Consider the following 24564-nt stretch of genomic DNA (forward strand, 5'->3'; position numbering starts at 1 on the left):
AAATATTGCAATCGGTTACAATTAGTGTGGTATAATACAAGTAAGAAATCATTCGGAGGAAAATGAAATATGGCAGTAAAAGATTTTATGACGAAACGTGTGGTTTATGTCTCACCAGAAACAACAGTTGCAGCAGCTGCAGATATTATGCGTGATAAAGGGTTGCGCCGTTTGCCGGTAATTGAACACGATAAACTTGTTGGGCTTATTACAGAAGGTACAATGGCGGAGGCTTCACCATCAAAAGCAACAAGCTTGTCAATTTATGAAATGAACTATCTCCTTAATAAGACAAAGGTAGGAGATATCATGATTAAGAATGTCCTTACAGTTTCCAAATATGCTAGCCTTGAGGATGCAATCTATATCATGCTTCAAAATAAGGTTGGAGTCCTTCCAGTTGTGGACAATGACCAAATTTCAGGAATTATCACAGATAAAGATGTCTTTCGTGCTTTCTTGGAAATTTCTGGTTATGGTCAAGCGGGAATTCGTATTGGGTTGGAAGTTCCTGATACTCCACGTGTTTTGGAAAAAATTGCGAACCTTATCGCTAGTGAGAATCTCAACATCGAACGTACAATTGTTGCACCTAAAAATGACACCGTACTTCGTGTCGAACTCCAAGTTGAAGGAGAGGTTGGAATTGAACAACTCAAGGAAGTTTTTGTAGAAGCAGGATTCACAGTTACTGAAATTGCAAAGACAGAAGCAAAAGAGTTAGACTAATAAAGAAGATAAAACAAATTCTTTAGACTTCAGTTATCCTAAAAAATAGAAAGTTTGTAGGAACAGTTCAGTGGAAATGAGATTATAATCCTTGCTTTTTCTAGTAATTAATGAACTACAGGCTTGAACTTTATACAATAAAAAAAAGGCTAGAACATATGTTCCAGCTTCTTTTTTATTAGTCTTGAAAATCATAAAGTGTTGTAGAGAGGTAGCGTTCACCATTGTCAGGCAAGAGTGTCAAGACTTTCTTACCTTCACCAAGTTCAGCAGCAACCTTTAGGGCGGCAGCAATAGCAGCACCTGATGAGATACCAGCTAGGAAACCTTCTTGGCTCCCCAATGTACGTGATGTTGCGATAGCTTCATCAGAAGGAATACGCACAACACTGTCATATGATTTTGTATCCAATGTGTCAGGGATGAAACCAGTTGAGATACCTTGAATTTTGTGTGGTCCTGGTTTATCACCATTCAAGACGGCAGATTCGTCAGCTTCAATACCATAAACCTTGATATTTGGATTAGCAGCCTTAAGGGTTTTTGAAACACCTGAAATAGTACCACCAGTACCGATACCAGCAACAAAAGCATCCAAACCTTCTGCACCAAAATCTTCAAGGATTTCTTGACCAGTTGTAGCCGCGTGGACAGCTGGGTTTGATGGGTTGGCAAATTGAAGTGGTACCCAACCGTTGCGTTCAGCAGCAACTTCTTTAGCTTTAGCAATCGCACCTTTCATTCCTTCGCTACCAGGAGTCAATACAAGTTCAGCTCCATAAGCTTGGATGATTTTACGACGTTCAACACTCATTGTGTCAGGCATTACGATAACAACTTTATAGCCTTTAGCAGCACCAACCCAAGCGAGACCAATACCAGTGTTACCTGAAGTTGGTTCAACAATGGTATCACCAGGTTTAATAGTACCAGCTTTTTCAGCATCTTCAATCATACGAAGAGCAATACGGTCTTTTACTGAAGAACCAGGGTTAAAGGCTTCGAGTTTAACGTAAACATCTGCTGATCCTTCTGGAACAATAGAGTTAAGTTTAATAACAGGTGTTTTTCCAACAAGTTCAGTGATTGAGTTGTAAATTGTCATATTTAAAATCCTCTTAATCTTTGATTGATGGTTTTAAGTATACGACGGTAGGCTCAACTTGTAAAATACATCTTCTTTATCACTGTGATAACGTTTGACTATCAGATAGGAATTTCAACGATTTTCTTTCCAGATTTTTCATAAGTAACTTTCCCTTGATAGAACTCAGTCAGTTCCTGACCGAGTCTTTCAATCTCAGACTCTTCGACAAATAAAGTAGTAGAAACATCTGATAAGAAAGTTGTATCAAATTCTTGGAGTCTTTTTTTTTCAAGGAAGTTGGAGAAGACTTGGTACTGAGAGTAGGTTAACTCTACGGTTAGTCCTGTTAATTCCTTGACTTCCACTCGACCAATTTCTTCAATAGCATGGGCAACGCTACCAGAGTAAGCGCGGATAAGACCACCTGCCCCAAGTTTGATTCCTCCAAAATAACGAGTCACAACAGCTACGACATTAGTAAGTCCTTGTTTTTCTAGAACAGTAAGCATAGGCACACCAGCTGTTCCAGAAGGTTCGCCATCATCACTCGAACGCTTAATTTGACCATCATCTCCAACAATCATTGCAGAGCAAGAGTGATTGGCCTTGTGATGCTCTTTCTTAATCTGAGCGATACACTCTCTCCCTTCTTCTTCACTACTAATACGTTTCAAGTGACAAATAAAACGAGATTTTTTTATTTCTTCTTCAACGATTCCATCGTTGGCAATAGTTTTGTAATCCATAAAAAAATTTTATCATAAAAAGATGAATTCAAACATATTTTCGAATAGAAAGATATGGTACCTAAAGAATATTATGGACGACTATTTACGAAAGAACAGTTGCCAGTGGACTATCACTCAGAGGCTTTTACATTAGAAAGCATGATAAAGGTCGATAAACAACTTAGATGTAAAAGATGTTACAGTCAGATAGAGGAAGATTGGCAATTACCGGAAGGTCAGTATTATTGCAGAGCATGTATTGTCTTTGGCAGAAACCAAGAAGGAAAAGAACTTTATTATTTTCCTTCAAAAACATCTGAAATTGAATTTCCTGCTTTGAAGTGGTTGGGGGAACTGACTCCCTATCAAGCTGAGGTCTCAGAGAAGCTTTTAGAAACATATCAAAAACAGAAAGACAGCCTCGTACATGCTGTGACTGGTGCTGGGAAGACCGAGATGATTTATAAAATCGTTGCCTATGTTCTTGAAAGTAAAGGTAATGTAGCTATCGCAAGTCCTCGGGTTGATGTTTGTCGAGAGTTATTTCTTCGTATGCAGAGGGATTTTACTTGTAGTATTTCTCTGCTTCATGCTGAGAGTGAACCATATGATGGTAGTCCGCTTGTAATAGCTACCACCCATCAACTACTAAAGTTTTACCAGAACTTTGACCTAGTTATCGTTGATGAGGTTGATGCATTCCCTTTTGTAGGAAATGTCATGTTAAATCATGCTGTGGAGCAGGCAAAGAAGGAAACCGGTCGCTATATTTACTTAACAGCGACTTCTACAATATCTTTAGAAGAGCAAGTTCGACTTGGAGCTTTAGAAAAACATCACCTTGCCAGACGTTTCCATGGAAATCCTTTAGTACTTCCTAAATTCTTCTGGCAAGGAAGATTACAAAAATCTCTAATGAGAGGCAAGCTTCCAAGACCTCTTGTTTATCAGATTAAAAAGCAACGTAAATCAAAGATTCCTCTATTAATATTTTTCCCAAATATAGCGATAGGTGAAAAGTTTACTAGCATTCTGCAAAAATATCTTCCAGATGAAAAAATGGCCTTTGTTTCTTCAAAAAGCGAGGAGCGTTCAGCTACCGTAGAGCAGTTCCGGGAAAAAGAGTTATCCATCTTAGTGACAACAACTATCCTTGAACGTGGTGTAACCTTTCCACAAGTAGATGTTTTTGTTTGTATGGCAAATCATCACTTATACACTAGTTCGAGTCTTATTCAGATAGGAGGTCGAGTTGGAAGATCCCCAGATAGACCGACAGGAAAGCTTTATTTCTTTCATGAAGGACTATCCAAATCTATGCTTCGTTGTCGAGAAGAAATAAAGGTTATGAATAAAAAAGGAGGATTTAACAATGAAGTGTCTACTATGTAATGACTGGATTGAATCAGTGCCAAAATTAAGAGACCTGATTACGTTTAACCAGAGAGAAGAGTACTCCTGCGTATCTTGTAAAAATCAGTTTAAAAAACTTTCAAAAGAAAGATGTCAAAATTGTAATAAGGAGTTACATAGAGAGACCTGTATTGATTGTGAACTTTGGATGAAAAAAGGCTATATTCCTAAGCACCTTGCCATTTATCGCTATAAAGAAAACATGAAAGATTATTTTAGCCGATATAAATTTATGGGAGACTATTGTCTTAGAAAATTATTTCAACAAGATATAAAAAATAACTTAAAACCATTTTTGACGAAAGGTTTTACCATAGTGCCGGTCCCATTATCGGAAGAACGCTTGGCAGAAAGAGGATTTAACCAAGTTGAGGGATTGATAGAGGGAATTCCCTATCAGGATATCTTTGAGAAAAGAGATATTGAGAAGCAATCATCGAAAACACGCAAGGAGCGTTTAAGTCAAGATAATGCCTTCTGTCTCAAGAAAGGTATAGATGTACCAGATAAGATTATTATAGTGGATGATATCTATACAACAGGATCCACTTTATATCAGATGGTCCAACTATTAGAAGGTATAGGTATTAAAGAAGTTTTGACCTTTTCACTAGCTAGATAATAAAAATCCTTGCAAATTTTCATGAAAAGGATATAATAAAGATAAAGAAAACGCTAACAAGCGAGAAAGAGGTCTTTTATGATTAAATATAGTATCCGTGGCGAAAACATCGAAGTAACTGAAGCACTTCGTGACTATGTTGAAAGTAAACTTAGCAAAGTTGAAAAATACTTCAACGAAGACCAAGAATTGAATGCACGTGTAAATCTTAAGGTTTATCGCGAAAAGACAGCTAAAGTAGAGGTTACTATTCCAACAGGTTCTGTAACACTAAGAGCAGAAGATGTTTCGCAAGATATGTATGGTTCTATTGACCTAGTGGTTGATAAGATTGAAAGACAAATCCGTAAAAACAAAACAAAAATTGCACGTAAGCATCGTGAAAAAGTTCCAACAGGAGAAGTATTCTCAGCTGATTTTAATAACGAACAAGTTGAAGAAGCACCAGCTGTTGAAGTTGTAAGAACTAAAAACATTGAGTTGAAACCAATGGATGTTGAAGAAGCCATCCTTCAAATGGAGTTGTTGGGTCATGACTTCTTTATCTATACAGATAGTGAAGATCATACAACTAATGTTCTCTATAAACGAGAAGACGGAAACTACGGTTTGATTGAAGCTAAATAATTAAAAAATAAAGGAAGTAGGTTGAGAGACGTGCTTCCTTTATTTTTTTCAAAAACCCTATTGACAAGAATTTGTTTGGGTGATAAGATATAAAAGTTGTCTTAACTGCCTTGCCACAAACTTGAAAAGGTTCCAAAACTTTAAAAAAGTTATTGACAAGACAGGTCAGAGATGATATTATAAATAAGCTGTTTCGCGAGAGACAGCGGACACGAGAAGTGAAAAAACTTCAAAAAAAGTGTTGACAAGACATTCTAGATTTGCTAGAATATAGAACTTGTCTTAAGAGAGACAAAGACCTTTGAGAACTGAATAAGAAACCAAGTGCAGGGTTATAGAAGAAATTATAACCTGTCAATTTACAAGAATAAATCGTCAGACGACGGTAATGAGTTAACGCTCGAACAATTATTAAATTTTTTAATGAGAGTTTGATCCTGGCTCAGGACGAACGCTGGCGGCGTGCCTAATACATGCAAGTAGAACGCTGAAGAGAGGAGCTTGCTCTTCTTGGATGAGTTGCGAACGGGTGAGTAACGCGTAGGTAACCTGCCTTGTAGCGGGGGATAACTATTGGAAACGATAGCTAATACCGCATAACAATGGATGACCCATGTCATTTATTTGAAAGGGGCAAATGCTCCACTACAAGATGGACCTGCGTTGTATTAGCTAGTAGGTGAGGTAACGGCTCACCTAGGCGACGATACATAGCCGACCTGAGAGGGTGATCGGCCACACTGGGACTGAGACACGGCCCAGACTCCTACGGGAGGCAGCAGTAGGGAATCTTCGGCAATGGGGGCAACCCTGACCGAGCAACGCCGCGTGAGTGAAGAAGGTTTTCGGATCGTAAAGCTCTGTTGTAAGTCAAGAACGAGTGTGAGAGTGGAAAGTTCACACTGTGACGGTAGCTTACCAGAAAGGGACGGCTAACTACGTGCCAGCAGCCGCGGTAATACGTAGGTCCCGAGCGTTGTCCGGATTTATTGGGCGTAAAGCGAGCGCAGGCGGTTTGATAAGTCTGAAGTTAAAGGCTGTGGCTCAACCATAGTTCGCTTTGGAAACTGTCAAACTTGAGTGCAGAAGGGGAGAGTGGAATTCCATGTGTAGCGGTGAAATGCGTAGATATATGGAGGAACACCGGTGGCGAAAGCGGCTCTCTGGTCTGTAACTGACGCTGAGGCTCGAAAGCGTGGGGAGCGAACAGGATTAGATACCCTGGTAGTCCACGCCGTAAACGATGAGTGCTAGGTGTTGGATCCTTTCCGGGATTCAGTGCCGCAGCTAACGCATTAAGCACTCCGCCTGGGGAGTACGACCGCAAGGTTGAAACTCAAAGGAATTGACGGGGGCCCGCACAAGCGGTGGAGCATGTGGTTTAATTCGAAGCAACGCGAAGAACCTTACCAGGTCTTGACATCCCGATGCTATTTCTAGAGATAGAAAGTTACTTCGGTACATCGGTGACAGGTGGTGCATGGTTGTCGTCAGCTCGTGTCGTGAGATGTTGGGTTAAGTCCCGCAACGAGCGCAACCCCTATTGTTAGTTGCCATCATTCAGTTGGGCACTCTAGCGAGACTGCCGGTAATAAACCGGAGGAAGGTGGGGATGACGTCAAATCATCATGCCCCTTATGACCTGGGCTACACACGTGCTACAATGGTTGGTACAACGAGTTGCGAGTCGGTGACGGCAAGCTAATCTCTTAAAGCCAATCTCAGTTCGGATTGTAGGCTGCAACTCGCCTACATGAAGTCGGAATCGCTAGTAATCGCGGATCAGCACGCCGCGGTGAATACGTTCCCGGGCCTTGTACACACCGCCCGTCACACCACGAGAGTTTGTAACACCCGAAGTCGGTGAGGTAACCTTTTGGAGCCAGCCGCCTAAGGTGGGATAGATGATTGGGGTGAAGTCGTAACAAGGTAGCCGTATCGGAAGGTGCGGCTGGATCACCTCCTTTCTAAGGAAAAACGGAATGTACTTGAGTTTCTTATTTAGTTTTGAGAGGTCTTGTGGGGCCTTAGCTCAGCTGGGAGAGCGCCTGCTTTGCACGCAGGAGGTCAGCGGTTCGATCCCGCTAGGCTCCATTGAATCGCAAGATTCAAGTATTGTCCATTGAAAATTGAATATCTATATCAAATTCCATATGTAATTAATTACATATAGATAGTAACAAGAAAATAAACCGAAACGCTGTGAATATTTAATGAGTTAGGTCGAAAGACCAAAATAAGGTTAAGTTAATAAGGGCGCACGGTGGATGCCTTGGCACTAGAAGCCGATGAAGGACGTGACTAACGACGAAATGCTTTGGGGAGCTGTAAGTGAGCAATGATCCAGAGATGTCCGAATGGGGGAACCCGGCAGGTAATGCCTGTCACTCATTACTGTTAAGGTAATGTAGAGGAAGACGCAGTGAACTGAAACATCTAAGTAGCTGCAGGAAGAGAAAGCAAAAGCGATTGCCTTAGTAGCGGCGAGCGAAACGGCAAGAGGGCAAACCGAAGAGTTTACTCTTCGGGGTTGTAGGACTGCAACGTGGACTTAAAGATTATAGAAGAACTACCTGGGAAGGTAGGCCAAAGAGAGTAATAGCCTCGTATTCGAAATAGTCTTTATACCTAGCAGTATCCTGAGTACGGCGAGACACGAGAAATCTCGTCGGAATCTGGGAGGACCATCTCCCAACCCTAAATACTCTCTAGTGACCGATAGTGAACCAGTACCGTGAGGGAAAGGTGAAAAGCACCCCGGGAGGGGAGTGAAATAGAACCTGAAACCGTGTGCCTACAACAAGTTCGAGCCCGTTAATGGGTGAGAGCGTGCCTTTTGTAGAATGAACCGGCGAGTTACGATATGATGCGAGGTTAAGTTGAAGAGACGGAGCCGTAGGGAAACCGAGTCTTAATAGGGCGTATTAGTATCATGTCGTAGACCCGAAACCATGTGACCTACCCATGAGCAGGTTGAAGGTGAGGTAAAACTCACTGGAGGACCGAACCAGGGCACGTTGAAAAGTGCTTGGATGACTTGTGGGTAGCGGAGAAATTCCAAACGAACTTGGAGATAGCTGGTTCTCTCCGAAATAGCTTTAGGGCTAGCGTCGATGTTAAGTCTCTTGGAGGTAGAGCACTGTTTGGGTGAGGGGTCCATCCCGGATTACCAATCTCAGATAAACTCCGAATGCCAACGAGATATAATCGGCAGTCAGACTGCGAGTGCTAAGATCCGTAGTCGAAAGGGAAACAGCCCAGACCACCAGCTAAGGTCCCAAAATATATGTTAAGTGGAAAAGGATGTGGGGTTGCACAGACAACTAGGATGTTAGCTTAGAAGCAGCTATTCATTCAAAGAGTGCGTAATAGCTCACTAGTCGAGTGACCCTGCGCCGAAAATGTACCGGGGCTAAAACATATTACCGAAGCTGTGGATACCTTTATAGGTATGGTAGGAGAGCGTTCTATGTGCGAAGAAGGTGTACCGTGAGGAGTGCTGGAGCGCATAGAAGTGAGAATGCCGGTATGAGTAGCGAAAGACAGGTGAGAATCCTGTCCACCGTAAGACTAAGGTTTCCAGGGGAAGGCTCGTCCGCCCTGGGTTAGTCGGGACCTAAGGAGAGACCGAAAGGTGTATCCGATGGACAACAGGTTGATATTCCTGTACTAGAGTATATAGTGATGGAGGGACGCAGTAGGCTAACTAAACCAGACGATTGGAAGTGTCTGGCCAAGCAGTGAGGTGTGATATGAGTCAAATGCTTATATCTATAACATTGAGCTGTGATGGGGAGCGAAGTTTAGTAGCGAAGTTAGTGATGTCACACTGCCGAGAAAAGCTTCTAGCGTTAATTATACTCTACCCGTACCGCAAACCGACACAGGTAGTCGAGGCGAGTAGCCTCAGGTGAGCGAGAGAACTCTCGTTAAGGAACTCGGCAAAATGGCCCCGTAACTTCGGGAGAAGGGGCGCTGACTTATGGTCAGCCGCAGTGAATAGGCCCAAGCAACTGTTTATCAAAAACACAGCTCTCTGCTAAATCGTAAGATGATGTATAGGGGGTGACGCCTGCCCGGTGCTGGAAGGTTAAGAGGAGTGCTTAGCAATAGCGAAGGTATGAATTGAAGCCCCAGTAAACGGCGGCCGTAACTATAACGGTCCTAAGGTAGCGAAATTCCTTGTCGGGTAAGTTCCGACCCGCACGAAAGGCGTAATGATTTGGGCACTGTCTCAACGAGAGACTCGGTGAAATTTTAGTACCTGTGAAGATGCAGGTTACCCGCGACAGGACGGAAAGACCCCATGGAGCTTTACTGCAGTTTGATATTGAGTATCTGTACCACATGTACAGGATAGGTAGGAGCCTATGACCTCGGGACGCCAGTTTCGAGTGAGGCGTTGTTGGGATACTACCCTTGTGTTATGGCTACTCTAACCCAGATAGGTTATCCCTATCGGAGACAGTGTCTGACGGGCAGTTTGACTGGGGCGGTCGCCTCCTAAAAGGTAACGGAGGCGCCCAAAGGTTCCCTCAGAATGGTTGGAAATCATTCGCAGAGTGTAAAGGTATAAGGGAGCTTGACTGCGAGAGTTACAACTCGAGCAGGGACGAAAGTCGGGCTTAGTGATCCGGTGGTTCCGCATGGAAGGGCCATCGCTCAACGGATAAAAGCTACCCTGGGGATAACAGGCTTATCTCCCCCAAGAGTTCACATCGACGGGGAGGTTTGGCACCTCGATGTCGGCTCGTCGCATCCTGGGGCTGTAGTCGGTCCCAAGGGTTGGGCTGTTCGCCCATTAAAGCGGCACGCGAGCTGGGTTCAGAACGTCGTGAGACAGTTCGGTCCCTATCCGTCGCGGGCGTAGGAAATTTGAGAGGATCTGCTCCTAGTACGAGAGGACCAGAGTGGACTTACCGCTGGTGTACCAGTTGTTCTGCCAAGAGCATCGCTGGGTAGCTATGTAGGGAAGGGATAAACGCTGAAAGCATCTAAGTGTGAAGCCCACCTCAAGATGAGATTTCCCATGATTTTATATCAGTAAGAGCCCTGAGAGATGATCAGGTTGATAGGTTAGAAGTGGAAGTGTGGTGACACATGTAGCGGACTAATACTAATAGCTCGAGGACTTATCCAAAGAAAGTAACTGAGACATATTGACAACGATTTGGTTTCTTGATACAGTATAGATATTCAATTTTGAGTTGAGAATACTCAGAGTTAAGTGACGATAGCCTAGGAGATACACCTGTTCCCATGCCGAACACAGAAGTTAAGCCCTAGTACGCCTGATGTAGTTGGGGGTTGCCCCCTGTTAGATACGGTAGTCGCTTAGCGCAAAGGGAGTTTAGCTCAGCTGGGAGAGCATCTGCCTTACAAGCAGAGGGTCAGCGGTTCGATCCCGTTAACTCCCATAGGTCCCGTGGTGTAGCGGTTATCACGTCGCCCTGTCACGGCGAAGATCGCGGGTTCGATTCCCGTCGGGACCGTTCAAATAGAAATATTTGAGACTCGTTAGCTCAGTTGGTAGAGCAATTGACTTTTAATCAATGGGTCACTGGTTCGAGCCCAGTACGGGTCATATATGCGGGTGTGGCGGAATTGGCAGACGCACCAGATTTAGGATCTGGCGCTTAACGGCGTGGGGGTTCAAGTCCCTTCACCCGCATTAGAAAAGTTAGCCGGCTTAGCTCAGTTGGTAGAGCATCTGATTTGTAATCAGAGGGTCGCGTGTTCAAGTCATGTAGCCGGCATAAAGATGGTCCGTTGGTCAAGGGGTTAAGACACCGCCTTTTCACGGCGGTAACACGGGTTCGAATCCCGTACGGACTATATTTTGAGTAACTTAGGTTACTCTTTTTATTTTGTTTCTTTTTTTTATATGTTATAATAATTTATAATACTATTTTGAGGTGAATTTATGTCTAAAGTTTTTGTTTTTGGTCATCAAAACCCTGATTCTGATGCAATCGGGTCTTCTTATGGATACGCTTATTTGAAACGTCAACTTGGTGTTGATGCTGAAGCTGTTGCTTTGGGTACTCCTAACGAGGAAACTGCTTTTGTTCTTGATTATTTTGGTGTTGAAGCACCACGAGTGGTTGAATCAGCTCAGTCTGAGGGTGTTAATCAAGTTATTCTTACAGACCATAATGAGTTTCAACAATCTATTTCAGATATTAAGGACGTTGAAGTTATTGAGGTAGTCGACCATCACCGTGTAGCTAACTTTGAAACTGCTAATCCATTAATGATGCGATTAGAACCTGTTGGATCTGCATCTTCAATTGTTTATCGTATGTTTAAAGAAAACAATGTTGAGGTTCCTAAGGAAGTAGCTGGTTTGCTTCTTTCAGGTTTGATTTCAGATACTCTTCTTCTTAAATCTCCAACTACACATGCTTCAGATCCTGCAGTTGCAGCTGAACTTGCAGAAATTGCTGGTGTTAATCTTGAAGAATATGGTCTTGCTATGCTTAAAGCTGGTACTAATCTTTCTTCAAAATCTGCTGAAGAACTCATTGACATTGATGCAAAGACATTTGAATTGAATGGTAATCAAGTTCGTGTTGCACAAGTTAATACAGTTGATATTTCTGATGTTCTTTCTCGTCAAGCGGAAATTGAAGAAGCTATTAATAACTCAATTAAAAACAATGGTTACTCTGACTTTGTCTTAATGATTACTGATATTCTTAATTCTAATTCAGAAATTCTTGCACTTGGTTCAAATACTGATAAGGTTGAAGCTGCTTTCAATTTTGTTTTAGATAATAATCATGCTTTCCTTGAAGGAGCTGTTTCTCGTAAGAAACAGGTAGTTCCTCAGTTGACTGAAAGCTTTAATGCGTAAAATTAGGCCAGTAGGCCTTTTTTTAGTACTCTGATTAATGGTATAATAGTTTTTATGATAATACAATTTAACCCAACTAAACTATGTAAGCAACCTTTTTTTATGAAAATAGTGAATTATCTATATCTTAATCAGCCTGTGACCCTGAGAGCAATAAAAAGGCAGTTTCCTTTTCAAAAGAATATCGATAAATTAATTGAGGAGTTTGTAAAAGCAGGCTATATTGAACGATTCGAGAAACGTTATCGTTTATTAATTAGTCTTGTGTCAGATTCTTCTAAAATTGATTTAGAACAGCATTTTTTTATTGATGATGATTCTACTTGTTATTTTGAACTATTAAATCGTAGATTTGTTACTGAGATAAGTAATTCTACTAATGAAGTTGTTATTGTTGAACAAACGAGTATAACGAGAGACGATCTTACGATTTCAAATTATTTCTATAAATTAAGTGAAAATCTACCATTATCGGAAGAGCAGAATAGATTATATGACATATTAGGGGATGTTAATCCTGAATATTTTTTGAAACATGTTACGACTTTTCTTTTAAAATACGTTAGGAAGGAATATGCACTTCAAAAAAGGAGGAATATTTTTGTTGATGCTTTAGAATTATTAGGGTACCTTGTTCAAGTAGAAGAAGGGCGTTATCTTTTGAATATGGATTTAGATTCCGAAGCATTAGTTTTTAGTGCAAAAAAAGACTAGTTTTATTACTAGTCTTTTTTATGACAACTTTAACGATTCCTTAGTTCAAGATAACGTTTGTACCAGATGTTAACATAAGATTGTGAAAATGGCCCCTTACCATTGTTAATCCAATCTACCAAGATTTTAACATGTTCCTTTAAGATATAGTCAATATCAGGAGAGTAATGCATTTCTTTTTTATGTGTTTCATACTCATCTACATCTAGCAATTTTTTTTCACCATCAGCGAAGACTTTGACATCTAGGTCATAGTCTATATATTTTAGTGCTTCTTGGTCCAAAATATATGGACTAGCTAAATTGCAGTAGTAGGAAATGCCGTTATCCCTAATCATGGCTATAATATTAAACCAGTATTTTTTGTGGAAATAAACAATAGCAGGTTCACGTGTTACCCATCGTCTTCCGTCTGCTTCAGTAACGAGGGTGTGGTCGTTAACGCCAATAACAGCATTCTCAGTTGTCTTTAGTACCATAGTATCGCGCCAAGTACGGTGCAAACTACCATCATGCTTATAACTTTGAATTGTGATAAAGTCGCCTTCTTTTGGTAATTTCATGGCGTCCTCTTTCTACAATAAGGGTTATCCTCTTTATTGTATCATAATTTTGTGAAAAGAGGGGGAATACCTATAAATATTCTCTTAGAGCGGATGCTATCGCATCAAAGTCATAACCTTTTCGGGCTAAAGATTGTGTCAAGCGTTGTTTAAGCTCATAACCATCGTATTTTTTACTAAATTTTTGATATTGCTTATCAATTTCTTTATAAAGGAGGGCTTGTTCATTTTCTTCATCTGCTTCAAGTTCTAGATAATCGATTGCTAGTTTACTTTCTTGGAATGAAAAACCTTTATTGATAAGGCTTTGAGTTAATTTGTCTTTTAGGGCTTTAGATGGTAGTTTTCCCTGATATTTTCGTAACAGTTTTGAAGCTACTCTAATGGCTATTTCTGAGAAATCAAATTGGCTTAAAACATCGTCAATGATTTGTTTGTTACAACCTTTTTGAAGCCATTTTTGCTTCAGCACATAGGCCCCTTTATCACCTGAATTCAGATTTTGTTGAGCTAGACTCTCTAGGAGTTTGTAATCATCAATCCAATGATCTTTTTTTAGATTATCAATAATTTTGGGAATTATATGAGGGTTTATTTCATGTTTAAAAAGGTAATCTTTTACTTCTTTCTCACTACGTTGTTTAAATGAAATAAAATAGAGAGCTAAGTTTTTACCATGCGAGAACTGAGCAAAGGATTTAATATCCTCTAGTTGATCTTTGTCCAGTATCATTTCTTTAGTCAACATGTATTTAACGATGGTATCTTCTGTAACGTAGAGACTCTCTTTTTTGTCTATCTCAAGGAGATAAAGTCTCTTTTTCTTTTCGATTTTTGTGATTTTCATAGTTATTATTATATCAAAATGTTAGAATGGTAGTATGAATTTACAAGTGAAACAGCGTATCCCGCTTAAGATAAAACGCATGGGAATCAATGGCGAAGGCATTGGTTTTTATAAGAAAACTCTAGTTTTTGTACCAGGGGCTTTGAAGGGTGAAGAGGTGTTCTGTCAGATTGTTTCTGTTAAGAGAAACTTTGTTCAGGCGAAATTATTAAAGATCAATAAACCTTCTAAGTTTCGTGTCGAACCTGCATGTAGTATTTATGAAGATTGTGGTGGTTGCCAGTTAATGCATCTTCGTTATGATAAGCAATTAGAGTTTAAAACTGACTTGTTAGGACAAGCCTTGAAGAAGTTTAAACCGGCTAATTTTGAGTCATATGACATTCGTCCAACAATAGGGATGGAGCAACCACAACATTACCGAGCTAAACTACAATTTCAAACCCGTTTTTTTGGTGGCTCAGTTAAATCTGGCTTATTTGCGGAAGGGAGTCATCGCCTCATTAATATTGATGATTGCCTAGTTCAGGATGAGCTAACTCAAGCCATTATGAATAAGGTGACAAATTTGTTAGATAAATACAAGTTACCAATTTATAATGAGCGCAAAATTGCTGGAATTCGTACAGTTATGATACGACGTGCTTTGGGTTCAAATCAGGTCCAGTTAATTTTTGTAACCTCTAAATCAGTTTCTTTCACAAAATTAGTTAAGGAATTGACGGAAAGTTTTCCAGAAATCGTAACAATTGCTGTCAATTATAATTATTCGAAATCCAGTGAGATTTATGGTCAAGAGACGGAAATTCTTTGGGGGCAAGACACTATTCAAGAAGAGGTACTGGACTATAACTTCGCTCTCTCTCCTCGTGCATTTTACCAGTTGAATCCTCAACAAACAGAGGTACTCTATGGTCAGGCTGTTGAAGCTTTAGATGTGGATAAGGCTGAACATCTTATTGATGCTTACTGTGGGGTTGGTACTATTGGACTTGCTTTTGCAAATAAAGTAAAGAGTATTCGAGGTATGGATATTATTCCTGAGGCTATTGAGGATGCTAGGAAGAATGCCAAATCACTTGGACTGGAAAATGCTCACTTTGAGGTGGGTAAAGCAGAAGATATCATTCCACGTTGGTACAAGGAAGGTTATCGAGCAGATGCTCTTATTGTGGATCCACCTAGAACTGGTTTAGATGATAAGCTACTTAAAACGATACTGGACTACACTCCTGAAAAAATGGTATATGTTTCATGTAATGTGTCTACTTTGGCTAGAGACCTAGTTTCTTTGGCTAAAGTTTATGATGTTAATTATATCCAGTCAGTAGATATGTTTCCTCATACGGCTCGAACAGAAGCAGTTGTGAAGCTAACTAAGAAAATGTGATAAAACCTAACATAAAAAACAAGAAATTTTCAAAATTGTTGGAAAATTTCTTTATTTTTCTGAAAAATAGGAGTATAATAGGCTTATCGATTTTTTAAAGGAGGAGCGTATGAAAAAGAGCTTCATTCATCAACAAGAGGAAATTTCTTTTGTGAAGAATACTTTTACACAGTATTTGATTGATAAACTTGACGTCGTTGAAGTGCAAGGGCCTATTTTGAGTAAGGTCGGGGATGGTATGCAGGATAATTTGAGCGGTATTGAGAATCCTGTAACTGTTAATGTGCTTCAGATTCCTGACGCAACATACGAAGTTGTTCACTCATTAGCAAAATGGAAACGCCATACTTTGGCTCGTTTTGGTTTCAATGAAGGTGAAGGGCTCGTGGTTAATATGAAGGCTCTTCGTCCAGATGAAGATTCATTGGATGCAACGCACTCTGTTTACGTTGACCAATGGGACTGGGAAAAAGTTATTCCTGACGGACATCGTAATATCGCTTATTTGAAAGAAACTGTTGAAACCATTTATAAGGTTATTCGTTTGACTGAGCTAGCAGTTGAAGCACGTTACGATATTGAAGCAATTTTACCTAAGAAAATTACCTTCATCCATTCAGAAGAGCTTGTTGAGAAGTACCCTGATTTGACACCAAAAGAGCGTGAAGATGCTATTACCAAGGAATATGGTGCTGTATTCTTGATTGGTATCGGTGGTGTTCTTCCCGATGGAAAACCACATGATGGTCGTGCACCTGACTATGATGACTGGACAACTGAGTCTGAGAATGGTTACCATGGTTTGAATGGAGATATCTTGGTTTGGAATGAGCAATTAGGACATGCTTTTGAATTGTCATCAATGGGTATTCGTGTTGATGAAGATGCCCTTAAACGTCAGGTTGAAATTACTGGCGACCAAGATCGTTTGAAATTGGATTGGCACCAAGCCTTGTTACATGGCCTTTTCCCACTAACAATTGGTGGAGGTATTGGTCAATCACGTATGGCTATGTTCTTGCTTCGTAAGAAACATATTGGTGAGGTTCAAACTTCAGTTTGGCCAGATGCCGTTCGTGAAACTTACGAAAACATCTTGTAAAAAAAAGCACTAACGAAAGTTAGTGTTTTTTGGTTTGCAATAGCTATGCATAATTGATCTATGAATTGGCTATTGGAGTAGATATCATAAGAGCTGGCTTAGTTTTTCTCATAAAGAAAAAACCTTTCCCTTGAAAGGGAGAGGTTTTTAGATTAGTCGCCACTACGGAAAAAGGCATCGTAAAGAGCTCTGACGGCTGCTTTTTCTTGCTCAGTTTCAATTACGAACATAACAGAAACCTCACTAGAACCTTGAGAAATCATTTCTAGGTTAATATGTTTTTCAGAGAGAGCTTTAGCTGCTGTCGCTGTAACACCGATGTGGTCTTTCATATTTTCACCAACAATCATGAGAATTGAAAGGCCATGTTCAATTTCGACTTCATCAACACCGAGTTCACGAGTCAAGTAAGAAAGGATTTCTTGTTCTTTGATTGGGGTAAGTTCACGTTCTCGAATAATAATTGAAAGATCATCGATTCCAGAAGGCATGTGTTCCCAACGGATGTTTAAATCTTCCAAGATTTGGAGGACCTTACGTCCGAAACCAACTTCACGGTTCATGAGGTATTTGGTCATATTGATGCTGACGAATTTATCATCGCTCGCGATACCAACGACAGGAACAGTTGCACCCTTATGTTCAAGAATAATACGTGTGCCTGGATGGTCTGGATTATTAGTGTTTTTAATAACCAACGGAATTTTACCACGATAGGCAGGCAGTAGAGCTTCATCATGAAGCACTGAGAATCCAGCATAAGCCAATTCACGCATTTCTTTATAAGTTAACTCAGGAATAGAATGTGGTTCATGAACGACACCAGGGTGGGCTGCGAAAATACCATCTACATCTGTGAAGTTTTCATATAAGTCTGCCTTAACTCCAGCTGCAACGATAGAACCTGTGATATCAGAGCCTCCACGTGAGAAAGTACAAATTTGATTATCAGGGGTAACACCAAAGAAACCAGGGATAACAAGAACCTCATCTGATTCACGAAGCTCTTCCAATTTGTCATAGGCTCCTGGAAGGATACGAGCATTTCCAGGTTCGCTTGAGACAAAAATACCAGCTTGGCGAGGGTGAACGTAACGTGCTTCAATACCGTTATTACGGAAATATTCAGCGATTAATTTTGCGTTATTATCTTCCCCTGCAGCTAGGAAAGTATCATAAAGGAAATCATTGTCTTCAATCGGAAGAGTGGCAAGATCGTTGATAGATTTAGCAATCTTCGCCATTTCTGTTGATTTGAAGCCTAGCTCATCTACCATAGCTTGGTAGCGGTTAATGATCCATTCTTGGTCAGCTTTGACATCAACACCCTTTGTGTAGTGTTTATAGTATTTAATCAAGGCATCTGTGACCTTGGTATCTTCATCGTTACGTTTACCTGGGGCTGATACAACGACAAAGCGACGCTCGGGGTCAGATTTTACAATGTTTAAGACTTTTTCTAATTGTGTGGCTGAAGCAAGTGAGCTTCCACCGAATTTGATGACTTTCATAGTTACTCCAAAAATTTTAAATTACTCTACAATTATAGCAAAATTCTGACAATTTGTCACATTGTTTTTAAAAGCGAGTAAGATTTAGTCTGAATATGGTACAATAAGGGAAGAAAAGGAGGATATCCCGTGGTAGAGGCAATTATTTTTGATATGGATGGTGTCCTTTTTGACACTGAAAAATATTATTATGATCGACGTGCAAGTTTCTTAGCTCAAAAGGGAATTTCAATCGACCATTTACCCCCGTCTTTCTTTATAGGTGGAAATACCAAGCAAGTTTGGGAAAATATTCTCAGAGATGACTATGATAACTGGGATGTGCCAACTTTACAAGAAGAGTATAATGCCTATAAACAAGACAACCCCTTACCCTACAAAGAATTAATCTTTCCTGATGTTTTGAAAGTCCTGAATGAAGTGAAATCTCGAGGGTTGAAAATAGGTTTGGCTTCTAGCTCAGTGAAGGCAGATATCCTTAGAGCTTTAGAGGAAAATCATTTGGATGGTTTCTTTGATGTGGTTCTCTCAGGAGAAGAATTTAAAGAGAGTAAACCCAATCCAGAGATTTATCTGACAGCATTGAAGCATTTGAACGTGGAAGCAAATCAGGCTTTGATTATCGAAGATAGCGAAAAGGGGATTGCTGCTGGAGTCGCTGCAGGTGTTGAGGTTTGGGCTATTAAAGATAATCGTTTTGGTATGGATCAAGGTGCAGCTAAAGGCTTGTTGGATAACCTTATAGATGTTTTAGATTTATTAAAATAGAAGTGACACCGAGTTGTAGAACTCGGTGTTTTGATGTATCAAATTAAAAAACTCTAAGTTTCTGTTGACCTTTAGATGGACTATGGTATACTAGAAAATAACGATGAATGATTTGATAATCAAATTATCTATTCATCAAATAAAATTGTGATAAAAATATAAAGAACATACGGTTTTCATATAGGAACTAGTTATCGGAGGAATGCAAAAAATGGCTTACGAAACAATTCTTTATAGTGTTGAAGATGGAGTAGCAACTTTAACACTTAATCGTCCAGAAGTGCAAAATGGGTTTAATATTCCAGTTTGTGATGAGATTATGGCTGCAATTGAGGAAGCTAAACAAGATGCGTCAGTAAAATTCTTGGTAATCAATGCTAATGGGAAAGTCTTTTCTGTTGGTGGTGACCTTGATCAAATGCAAAAAGCGGTTGCTGTAGATGATGTACAGTCTTTGGTTCGTATTGCTGAGCAGGTAAATGAAATTTCTTTTGCTCTTAAAAAATTGCCTAAGCCAGTCATCATGGTAGTTGATGGCCCATGTGCAGGTGCTGCGGCTAACTTAGCTGTTGCAGCTGACTTTACGATTGCATCTGATAAAGCTAAATTCATCCAAGCTTTTGTAGGTGTTGGTTTGGCACCTGACGCTGGAGGTCTCTACCTTTTGACACGTTCAATCGGTATTAACCGTGCGACTCAAATTACCATGACAGGAGAGCCAGTATCAGCTGAAAAAGCTTTGGACTGGGGAATTGCCTACAAAGTTGTTGAATCAGAAAAACTTGAAAAAACTGTGAGTCAATTGATTAAAAAATTGAACCGCTCTTCAGTGAATTCCTTTAAAGCCATTAAAGAAATGGTTTGGGAATCTGAATTTGCAGGATGGGAAAATTACGCTAAGTTGGAACTTGATTTGCAAAAATCTCTTGCCTTCACTGAGGACTTTAAAGAAGGGGTACGTGCTTATAGTGAGCGTCGTCGACCTAAATTCCAAGGGAAATAACCACATTTTCTAAAAGAAAAACTAAAGTTTTTTAATCGGGCTTGCGAATTTAGTTTGAGTCTGATATAATTTGAAAGTCAAAGTTTTATTGAAAGGAGTCTGGTGTGAATTACGACAAAATTGATGGCTATCTTGTTGATATTTTTAATAACGTAGTTATTATCGAAGAAGCAAGTTTAAAGAATTCAAAATTTAACGATGTTTCCCTCAAGGAAATGCATACCATTGATGTGATCGGTACACATCCAGATACGACACCAAGTGCAGTAGCTAAAGAACTCATGCTAACTCTTGGTACTGTAACAACTTCTCTCAATAAACTTGAAAAGAAAGGTTATATTGTCCGTACGCGTTCATCAGTTGACCGTCGTGTGGTCCATCTATCGCTTTCTAAAAAGGGTCGTTTGGTATATCGTCTTCACCGTCGTTTCCATAAATCAATGGTGATGAGGATTACAGAAGGCTTTAACGACGAGGAATTGAAGGTTATGAGCAAGGGATTGGAAAATCTCCACGCCTTTCTTGAGGAGTTGAAATAATGGCATTTGCAAAAATTAGTCAGGTTGCCCATTATGCACCTGCTCAGGTCGTGACCAATGATGACCTATCAAAAATCATGGATACTAGCGATGAGTGGATTCGCTCGCGTACAGGTATTCAGGAACGTCGCATCTCATTGAATGAGAACACGAGTGATTTAGCTACCAATGTTGCTCATCAGCTATTAGAAAAATCAGGATTATCGCCTGAGGAGTTAGACTTTGTTTTAGTTGCAACGATTTCTCCGGATAGCTCTATGCCGTCAGTAGCGGCTCGAGTTCAAGGAGCAATCGGTGCAGTCAATGCTTTTGCTTTTGATATTACTGCAGCATGTAGTGGTTTCGTCTTTGCTCTGGCAACAGCAGAAAAATTGATTAAGTCAGGTGTCTACAAAAAAGGTTTAGTTATTGGTGCTGAAGTCCTTTCTAAAACTTTAGACTGGTCTGACCGTACAACAGCTGTCCTCTTTGGAGATGGTGCTGGCGGAGTCCTTTTGGAAGAAACTGAAGAAGAACATTTCTTCGGAGAATCTTTAAATACCGATGGTAGCAAGGGTGGTCTTGAGTCAGGAGCCTCTGCAGTTATCTCGCCTTATTCAGATGAGTCTGATCAGCCTAATCCTTATATGCAAATGGATGGGAAAGCGATCTTTGATTTTGCCGTTAAGACAGTTTCAAAGAGCATTAAGGCCTTGGTTGAAGAAAAAGGTGAACCTGATTACTTCCTTCTTCATCAAGCTAACATTCGTATTTTGGATATTATGGCTAAGAAAATCGATGTTAGTCGTGATAAATTCTTGGCAAACATGATGTCTTACGGTAATACCAGTGCGGCAAGTATCCCAATTTTGCTTTCTGAAAACGTGGCAAATGGGACCTTAAAATTAGACAGCGGTCAAACAATTCTTTTATCAGGTTTTGGTGGGGGTTTGACATGGGGCAGTCTTATTGTTAAAATCTAGTTATATAAATTATGCACCAGCATAGATTATAAGAAATATATTTATCTTAAAGGAGAAATTAAAATGGCAGTATTTGAAAAAGTACAAGAAATCATCGTTGAAGAACTTGGGAAAGACGCAGAAGAAGTAAAAGTAGAAACTACTTTTGACGAACTTGACGCTGACTCACTTGACGTGTTCCAAGTTATCTCAGAAATCGAAGATGAATTCGATATCCAAATCGAAACTGAAGAAGGTCTTAACACTGTTGGTGACCTTGTTGCTTACGTAGAAGAAAAAACTAAATAAGCAGGGCATAGAGAATATTCTTATTGGGGATATTCTCCTTTGTTTATACAATTACTTTGATTATTAAACTATTTATTTGATTAGAAAATCGAAAAAAGGTGAAAAATGAAATCTCGTATTACAGAACTGTTAGGAATTAAATATCCAATCTTCCAAGGTGGTATGGCTTGGGTTGCTGATGGTGACTTAGCTGGAGCCGTTTCAAATGCTGGTGGACTCGGAATTATTGGTGGTGGTAATGCCCCTAAAGAAGTGGTAAAAGCTAATATTGATAGAGTAAAACAAATCACTGACAAACCATTCGGTGTTAATATCATGCTTTTGTCACCATTTGCAGATGACATCGTCGACCTCGTTATCGAAGAGGGCGTTAAGGTTGTTACAACAGGTGCCGGAAATCCAGGTAAATATATGGAGCGTTTCCACGAAGCTGGAATCACAGTAATCCCAGTTATTCCATCGGTAGCACTTGCTAAACGTATGGAAAAACTTGGAGCGGATGCTGTTGTCGCAGAAGGTATGGAAGCTGGTGGTCACATCGGTAAATTGACAACTATGGCTCTTGTTCGCCAGGTTGCGGATGCGGTATCTATCCCAGTTATTGGTGCTGGTGGTGTTGCTGATGGACGTGGTATGGCTGCTGTTCTTATGCTTGGAGCAGAAGCTGTTCAGGTTGGTACGCGTTTCGCTGTTGCTAAGGAATCTAATGCACACCAAAACTTCAAAGATAAGATTTTGAATGCTAAAGATATTGATACTGTTATTTCAGCCTCAGTTGTTGGACACCCAGTTCGTGCGATTAAGAATAAATTGGCTACAGAATATAACCAAGCTGAAAAAGATTTCTTGGCTGGTAAGAAGACTCAAGAGGAAATTGAAGAGCTTGGTGCAGGTGCCCTTCGTAACGCTGTTGTTGATGGAGATGTGGAATATGGTTCAGTTATGGCTGGACAAATTGCAGGTCTTGTTCGTAAAGAAGAAACATGTGCAGAAATCTTGGAAGACCTTTACACAGGTGCTGCCAAGGTGATTAAAGAAGAAGCTGCTCGTTGGGCAGATGTAAACGTCTAAAAACGTCGAAAGGATTAGGATAGTGACAAAACGTGCGTTCTTATTTGCTGGTCAAGGGGCTCAGAAATTGGGCATGGCGAGCGATTTGTATGCGACTTATCCCGTTGTCAAAGAGACATTTGATACGGCTAGTCGTATTCTAGGTTATGATTTGCGTGAATTGATTGATTCTAACGAAGAAAAACTTAATCAGACACGCTACACTCAACCAGCTATTTTGACAACGTCAGTAGCCATTTATCGCCTTTTGGCAGAAAATGGTATCACTCCTGATATTGTTGCCGGTCTCTCTTTGGGTGAATATTCTGCCCTAGTTGCGGCTGGAGCACTCTCATTTGAGGATGCGGTAGCCTTGGTTGCTAAACGTGGAGAATTCATGGAAACAGCGGCTCCTGCTGGAAGTGGGAAAATGGTTGCAGTCATGAATATAGATCCAAGTTTGATTGAAGAAATCTGTCAAAAAGCATCTGAAAAGGGTGTGGTAACGCCTGCTAACTACAATACACCAGCACAAATTGTTATTGGTGGTGAAGTTGAGGCTGTTGATTATGCTGTGGAATTGCTAAAAGAAGCTGGTGCTAAACGTCTGATTCCTCTTAATGTTTCAGGGCCCTTCCATACAGCTTTACTTGAATCAGCTAGTCAAAAATTGGCAGCAGAACTTGAGAAAGTGTCATTCAATGACTTTACGCTTCCTTTAGTAGGTAATACTGAGGCTCAAATCATGAAGTCAGAAGACGTCAAAGCACTTTTGGCTCGTCAGGTGATGGAACCTGTACGTTTTTATGATTCGATTGCCACTATCCAAGAATTTGGTGTAGATGAAGTGATTGAGATTGGTCCAGGAAAAGTCTTGTCAGGTTTCTTGAAGAAAATTGATAAAACCCTACCAACTCAAAATGTTGAAAATCAAGCTAGTCTTGCTGCCCTTCTTAATGCTTAAAACGAGGTAAACATGGAACTTAAGAATAAAAATGTTTTTGTAACAGGTTCAACACGTGGAATTGGATTAGCTGTGGCACACAAATTTGCTAGTCTTGGTGCCAACGTTGTCCTTAATGGACGTTCTGAGATCTCTGAGGACTTGCTTGCACAGTTTGCAGATTATGGTGTAACTGTTGTTGGTATCTCAGGTGATATTTCTAATGGCGAAGATGCTAAACGTATGGTAGCTGAAGCTATTGAAAAGCTTGGTAGTGTTGACGTGTTAGTTAATAATGCTGGTATTACTAACGATAAGTTGATGTTGAAGATGACTGAAGAAGATTTTGAACGTGTCTTGAAAATCAACTTGACTGGTGCCTTCAATATGACACAAGCTGTCTTGAAACCAATGTCTAAGGCGCGTCAAGGTGCCATCATCAATATGTCATCTGTTGTAGGTCTTATGGGGAATATTGGTCAAGCTAACTATGCGGCTTCAAAAGCTGGTTTGATTGGCTTCACTAAATCAGTAGCGCGTGAAGTTGCGGCCCGTGGTGTCCGTGTCAATGCTATCGCTCCTGGTTTCATTGAATCAGATATGACTGACGCTATTCCTGAGAAAATGAAAGATGCTATGATTGCTCAAGTACCAATGAAACGTATTGGACAAGCAGAAGAAGTGGCTGAAGTTGCAGCATTCTTGGCTAGTCAAGAATATCTCACAGGTCAAACCATCGCTATTGATGGTGGTATGACCATGCAATAATTGATTTTCAATATCAAAAAAACATTTACTAGAATATCCATCCGACAAAAGGAG

The 24564-nt window shown here is 40.2% G+C and carries 21 protein-coding genes, 7 tRNA genes and 3 rRNA genes; 26 read left to right on the forward strand and 5 right to left on the reverse strand.

Annotated elements, in window-relative coordinates:
- Positions 1-69 precede the first annotated feature (69 nt).
- Positions 70-729 carry a CBS and ACT domain-containing protein gene (locus tag NSQ79_RS01785; protein WP_045771734.1) on the forward strand — a complete coding sequence of 220 codons (660 nt, stop codon included), beginning with the start codon at positions 70-72 and terminating at the stop codon, positions 727-729.
- Between the two features lie 178 nt (positions 730-907).
- Here the strand turns inward: NSQ79_RS01785 and cysK are convergent, their stop codons facing one another.
- Together cysK and NSQ79_RS01795 are read right to left on the reverse strand one after the other, a co-directional pair.
- On the reverse strand, positions 908-1834 hold the full coding sequence (gene cysK, locus NSQ79_RS01790; protein WP_002883742.1) for a cysteine synthase A: 927 nt from the start codon (positions 1832-1834) through the stop codon (positions 908-910).
- Between the two features lie 101 nt (positions 1835-1935).
- On the reverse strand, positions 1936-2562 hold the full coding sequence (locus NSQ79_RS01795) for a YigZ family protein (RefSeq protein WP_045771735.1): 627 nt from the start codon (positions 2560-2562) through the stop codon (positions 1936-1938).
- Positions 2563-2616: 54 nt separating this feature from the next.
- Here NSQ79_RS01795 and NSQ79_RS01800 point away from each other — a divergent pair, with 54 nt between their 5' ends.
- The 15 genes from NSQ79_RS01800 (at position 2617) to NSQ79_RS01870 (ending at position 12776) form a co-directional block, all read left to right on the forward strand.
- Entirely contained in the window at positions 2617-3936 is a 1320-nt protein-coding gene (locus NSQ79_RS01800) for a DEAD/DEAH box helicase (protein ID WP_164332344.1), read from the forward strand.
- On the forward strand, positions 3917-4579 hold the full coding sequence (locus tag NSQ79_RS01805) for a ComF family protein (RefSeq protein WP_013990091.1): 663 nt from the start codon (positions 3917-3919) through the stop codon (positions 4577-4579). Before NSQ79_RS01800 ends, NSQ79_RS01805 begins: the two co-directional genes overlap by 20 nt.
- A 78-nt stretch (positions 4580-4657) precedes the next feature.
- Positions 4658-5206, forward strand: a complete 549-nt coding sequence (raiA, locus tag NSQ79_RS01810) for a ribosome-associated translation inhibitor RaiA (protein ID WP_002883786.1) — start codon at positions 4658-4660, stop codon at positions 5204-5206.
- Between the two features lie 419 nt (positions 5207-5625).
- A 16S ribosomal RNA gene (locus NSQ79_RS01815) occupies positions 5626-7173 on the forward strand.
- Between the two features lie 54 nt (positions 7174-7227).
- Positions 7228-7300, forward strand: a tRNA-Ala gene (locus NSQ79_RS01820).
- Between the two features lie 146 nt (positions 7301-7446).
- Positions 7447-10346: ribosomal RNA gene (locus tag NSQ79_RS01825) — 23S ribosomal RNA — on the forward strand.
- A gap of 83 nt (positions 10347-10429) precedes the next feature.
- A 5S ribosomal RNA gene (gene rrf / locus NSQ79_RS01830) occupies positions 10430-10545 on the forward strand.
- Together the 16S, 23S and 5S rRNA genes with 7 tRNA genes alongside form the textbook arrangement of a ribosomal RNA operon.
- 5 nt (positions 10546-10550) lie before the next feature.
- A tRNA-Val gene (locus NSQ79_RS01835) sits at positions 10551-10623 on the forward strand.
- 2 nt (positions 10624-10625) lie between these two features.
- A tRNA-Asp gene (locus tag NSQ79_RS01840) sits at positions 10626-10698 on the forward strand.
- 19 nt (positions 10699-10717) lie between these two features.
- Positions 10718-10790: transfer RNA gene (locus tag NSQ79_RS01845), tRNA-Lys, on the forward strand.
- Positions 10791-10795: 5 nt separating this feature from the next.
- A tRNA-Leu gene (locus NSQ79_RS01850) sits at positions 10796-10877 on the forward strand.
- A gap of 12 nt (positions 10878-10889) precedes the next feature.
- Positions 10890-10962: transfer RNA gene (locus NSQ79_RS01855), tRNA-Thr, on the forward strand.
- 7 nt (positions 10963-10969) lie between these two features.
- Positions 10970-11041, forward strand: a tRNA-Glu gene (locus tag NSQ79_RS01860).
- A gap of 88 nt (positions 11042-11129) precedes the next feature.
- Positions 11130-12062 (forward strand): manganese-dependent inorganic pyrophosphatase, encoded by a 933-nt coding sequence (locus NSQ79_RS01865; protein WP_002886641.1) that lies wholly within the window; start codon positions 11130-11132, stop codon positions 12060-12062.
- Positions 12063-12116: 54 nt separating this feature from the next.
- A complete protein-coding gene (locus tag NSQ79_RS01870) occupies positions 12117-12776 on the forward strand; it encodes a DUF1803 domain-containing protein (RefSeq protein ID WP_002886642.1) in 660 nt (219 codons plus the stop codon).
- 29 nt (positions 12777-12805) lie between these two features.
- On the opposite strand, the gene NSQ79_RS01875 is transcribed toward NSQ79_RS01870, so the two are convergent.
- Positions 12806-13339, reverse strand: a complete 534-nt coding sequence (locus NSQ79_RS01875; protein ID WP_002886644.1) for a DUF402 domain-containing protein — start codon at positions 13337-13339, stop codon at positions 12806-12808.
- Positions 13340-13409: 70 nt separating this feature from the next.
- Positions 13410-14186, reverse strand: a complete 777-nt coding sequence (recX, locus tag NSQ79_RS01880) for a recombination regulator RecX (RefSeq protein ID WP_002886645.1) — start codon at positions 14184-14186, stop codon at positions 13410-13412.
- 34 nt (positions 14187-14220) lie between these two features.
- On the opposite strand from recX, the gene rlmD reads away from it, so the two are divergent.
- Together rlmD and asnA are read left to right on the forward strand one after the other, a co-directional pair.
- Positions 14221-15576 (forward strand): 23S rRNA (uracil(1939)-C(5))-methyltransferase RlmD, encoded by a 1356-nt coding sequence (gene rlmD / locus NSQ79_RS01885; RefSeq protein ID WP_164332298.1) that lies wholly within the window; start codon positions 14221-14223, stop codon positions 15574-15576.
- A 109-nt stretch (positions 15577-15685) separates the two neighbouring features.
- A complete protein-coding gene (asnA, locus tag NSQ79_RS01890) occupies positions 15686-16678 on the forward strand; it encodes an aspartate--ammonia ligase (protein ID WP_013990097.1) in 993 nt (330 codons plus the stop codon).
- A gap of 152 nt (positions 16679-16830) precedes the next feature.
- Here the strand turns inward: asnA and NSQ79_RS01895 are convergent, their stop codons facing one another.
- Entirely contained in the window at positions 16831-18189 is a 1359-nt protein-coding gene (locus tag NSQ79_RS01895) for an aspartate kinase (protein WP_037601415.1), read from the reverse strand.
- A gap of 129 nt (positions 18190-18318) precedes the next feature.
- On the opposite strand from NSQ79_RS01895, the gene NSQ79_RS01900 reads away from it, so the two are divergent.
- The 8 genes from NSQ79_RS01900 (at position 18319) to fabG (ending at position 24510) form a co-directional block, all read left to right on the forward strand.
- Positions 18319-18957: an HAD family phosphatase gene (locus NSQ79_RS01900; protein ID WP_013990099.1), complete on the forward strand. Its 639-nt coding sequence runs from the start codon at positions 18319-18321 to the stop codon at positions 18955-18957.
- A 211-nt stretch (positions 18958-19168) separates the two neighbouring features.
- Complete coding sequence (locus NSQ79_RS01905) at positions 19169-19960, forward strand: enoyl-CoA hydratase (protein WP_013990100.1); 792 nt, start codon at positions 19169-19171, stop codon at positions 19958-19960.
- Between the two features lie 104 nt (positions 19961-20064).
- Entirely contained in the window at positions 20065-20499 is a 435-nt protein-coding gene (locus NSQ79_RS01910) for a MarR family transcriptional regulator (RefSeq protein ID WP_002885562.1), read from the forward strand.
- Positions 20499-21461, forward strand: a complete 963-nt coding sequence (locus NSQ79_RS01915) for a beta-ketoacyl-ACP synthase III (RefSeq protein ID WP_037612035.1) — start codon at positions 20499-20501, stop codon at positions 21459-21461. Before NSQ79_RS01910 ends, NSQ79_RS01915 begins: the two co-directional genes overlap by 1 nt.
- A gap of 63 nt (positions 21462-21524) precedes the next feature.
- Positions 21525-21749, forward strand: a complete 225-nt coding sequence (locus NSQ79_RS01920) for an acyl carrier protein (RefSeq protein WP_002885495.1) — start codon at positions 21525-21527, stop codon at positions 21747-21749.
- Positions 21750-21854: 105 nt separating this feature from the next.
- On the forward strand, positions 21855-22820 hold the full coding sequence (gene fabK, locus NSQ79_RS01925; protein ID WP_164332299.1) for an enoyl-[acyl-carrier-protein] reductase FabK: 966 nt from the start codon (positions 21855-21857) through the stop codon (positions 22818-22820).
- A 22-nt stretch (positions 22821-22842) separates the two neighbouring features.
- A complete protein-coding gene (fabD, locus tag NSQ79_RS01930) occupies positions 22843-23763 on the forward strand; it encodes an ACP S-malonyltransferase (protein WP_045772153.1) in 921 nt (306 codons plus the stop codon).
- Positions 23764-23775: 12 nt separating this feature from the next.
- Positions 23776-24510 (forward strand): 3-oxoacyl-[acyl-carrier-protein] reductase, encoded by a 735-nt coding sequence (gene fabG, locus NSQ79_RS01935; RefSeq protein ID WP_002885572.1) that lies wholly within the window; start codon positions 23776-23778, stop codon positions 24508-24510.
- The last annotated feature ends 54 nt before the right edge of the window (positions 24511-24564 follow it).

It is taken from the genome of Streptococcus sp. FSL W7-1342 (assembly GCF_037966635.1).
Lineage (GTDB): Bacteria > Bacillota > Bacilli > Lactobacillales > Streptococcaceae > Streptococcus > Streptococcus salivarius_D.

Coding starts and splice junctions, on each gene's coding strand:
- rlmD (WP_164332298.1), top strand. CDS start 14,221: ATGAATTTACAAGTGAAACAGCGTATCCCGCTTAAGATAAAACGCATG.
- cysK (WP_002883742.1), bottom strand. CDS start 1,834: ATGACAATTTACAACTCAATCACTGAACTTGTTGGAAAAACACCTGTT.
- raiA (WP_002883786.1), top strand. CDS start 4,658: ATGATTAAATATAGTATCCGTGGCGAAAACATCGAAGTAACTGAAGCA.
- NSQ79_RS01875 (WP_002886644.1), bottom strand. CDS start 13,339: ATGAAATTACCAAAAGAAGGCGACTTTATCACAATTCAAAGTTATAAG.
- asnA (WP_013990097.1), top strand. CDS start 15,686: ATGAAAAAGAGCTTCATTCATCAACAAGAGGAAATTTCTTTTGTGAAG.
- recX (WP_002886645.1), bottom strand. CDS start 14,186: ATGAAAATCACAAAAATCGAAAAGAAAAAGAGACTTTATCTCCTTGAG.
- NSQ79_RS01795 (WP_045771735.1), bottom strand. CDS start 2,562: ATGGATTACAAAACTATTGCCAACGATGGAATCGTTGAAGAAGAAATA.
- NSQ79_RS01870 (WP_002886642.1), top strand. CDS start 12,117: ATGATAATACAATTTAACCCAACTAAACTATGTAAGCAACCTTTTTTT.
- NSQ79_RS01905 (WP_013990100.1), top strand. CDS start 19,169: ATGGCTTACGAAACAATTCTTTATAGTGTTGAAGATGGAGTAGCAACT.
- NSQ79_RS01785 (WP_045771734.1), top strand. CDS start 70: ATGGCAGTAAAAGATTTTATGACGAAACGTGTGGTTTATGTCTCACCA.
- NSQ79_RS01920 (WP_002885495.1), top strand. CDS start 21,525: ATGGCAGTATTTGAAAAAGTACAAGAAATCATCGTTGAAGAACTTGGG.
- fabK (WP_164332299.1), top strand. CDS start 21,855: ATGAAATCTCGTATTACAGAACTGTTAGGAATTAAATATCCAATCTTC.
- NSQ79_RS01800 (WP_164332344.1), top strand. CDS start 2,617: ATGGTACCTAAAGAATATTATGGACGACTATTTACGAAAGAACAGTTG.
- NSQ79_RS01865 (WP_002886641.1), top strand. CDS start 11,130: ATGTCTAAAGTTTTTGTTTTTGGTCATCAAAACCCTGATTCTGATGCA.
- NSQ79_RS01805 (WP_013990091.1), top strand. CDS start 3,917: ATGAAGTGTCTACTATGTAATGACTGGATTGAATCAGTGCCAAAATTA.
- NSQ79_RS01895 (WP_037601415.1), bottom strand. CDS start 18,189: ATGAAAGTCATCAAATTCGGTGGAAGCTCACTTGCTTCAGCCACACAA.
- fabG (WP_002885572.1), top strand. CDS start 23,776: ATGGAACTTAAGAATAAAAATGTTTTTGTAACAGGTTCAACACGTGGA.
- NSQ79_RS01915 (WP_037612035.1), top strand. CDS start 20,499: ATGGCATTTGCAAAAATTAGTCAGGTTGCCCATTATGCACCTGCTCAG.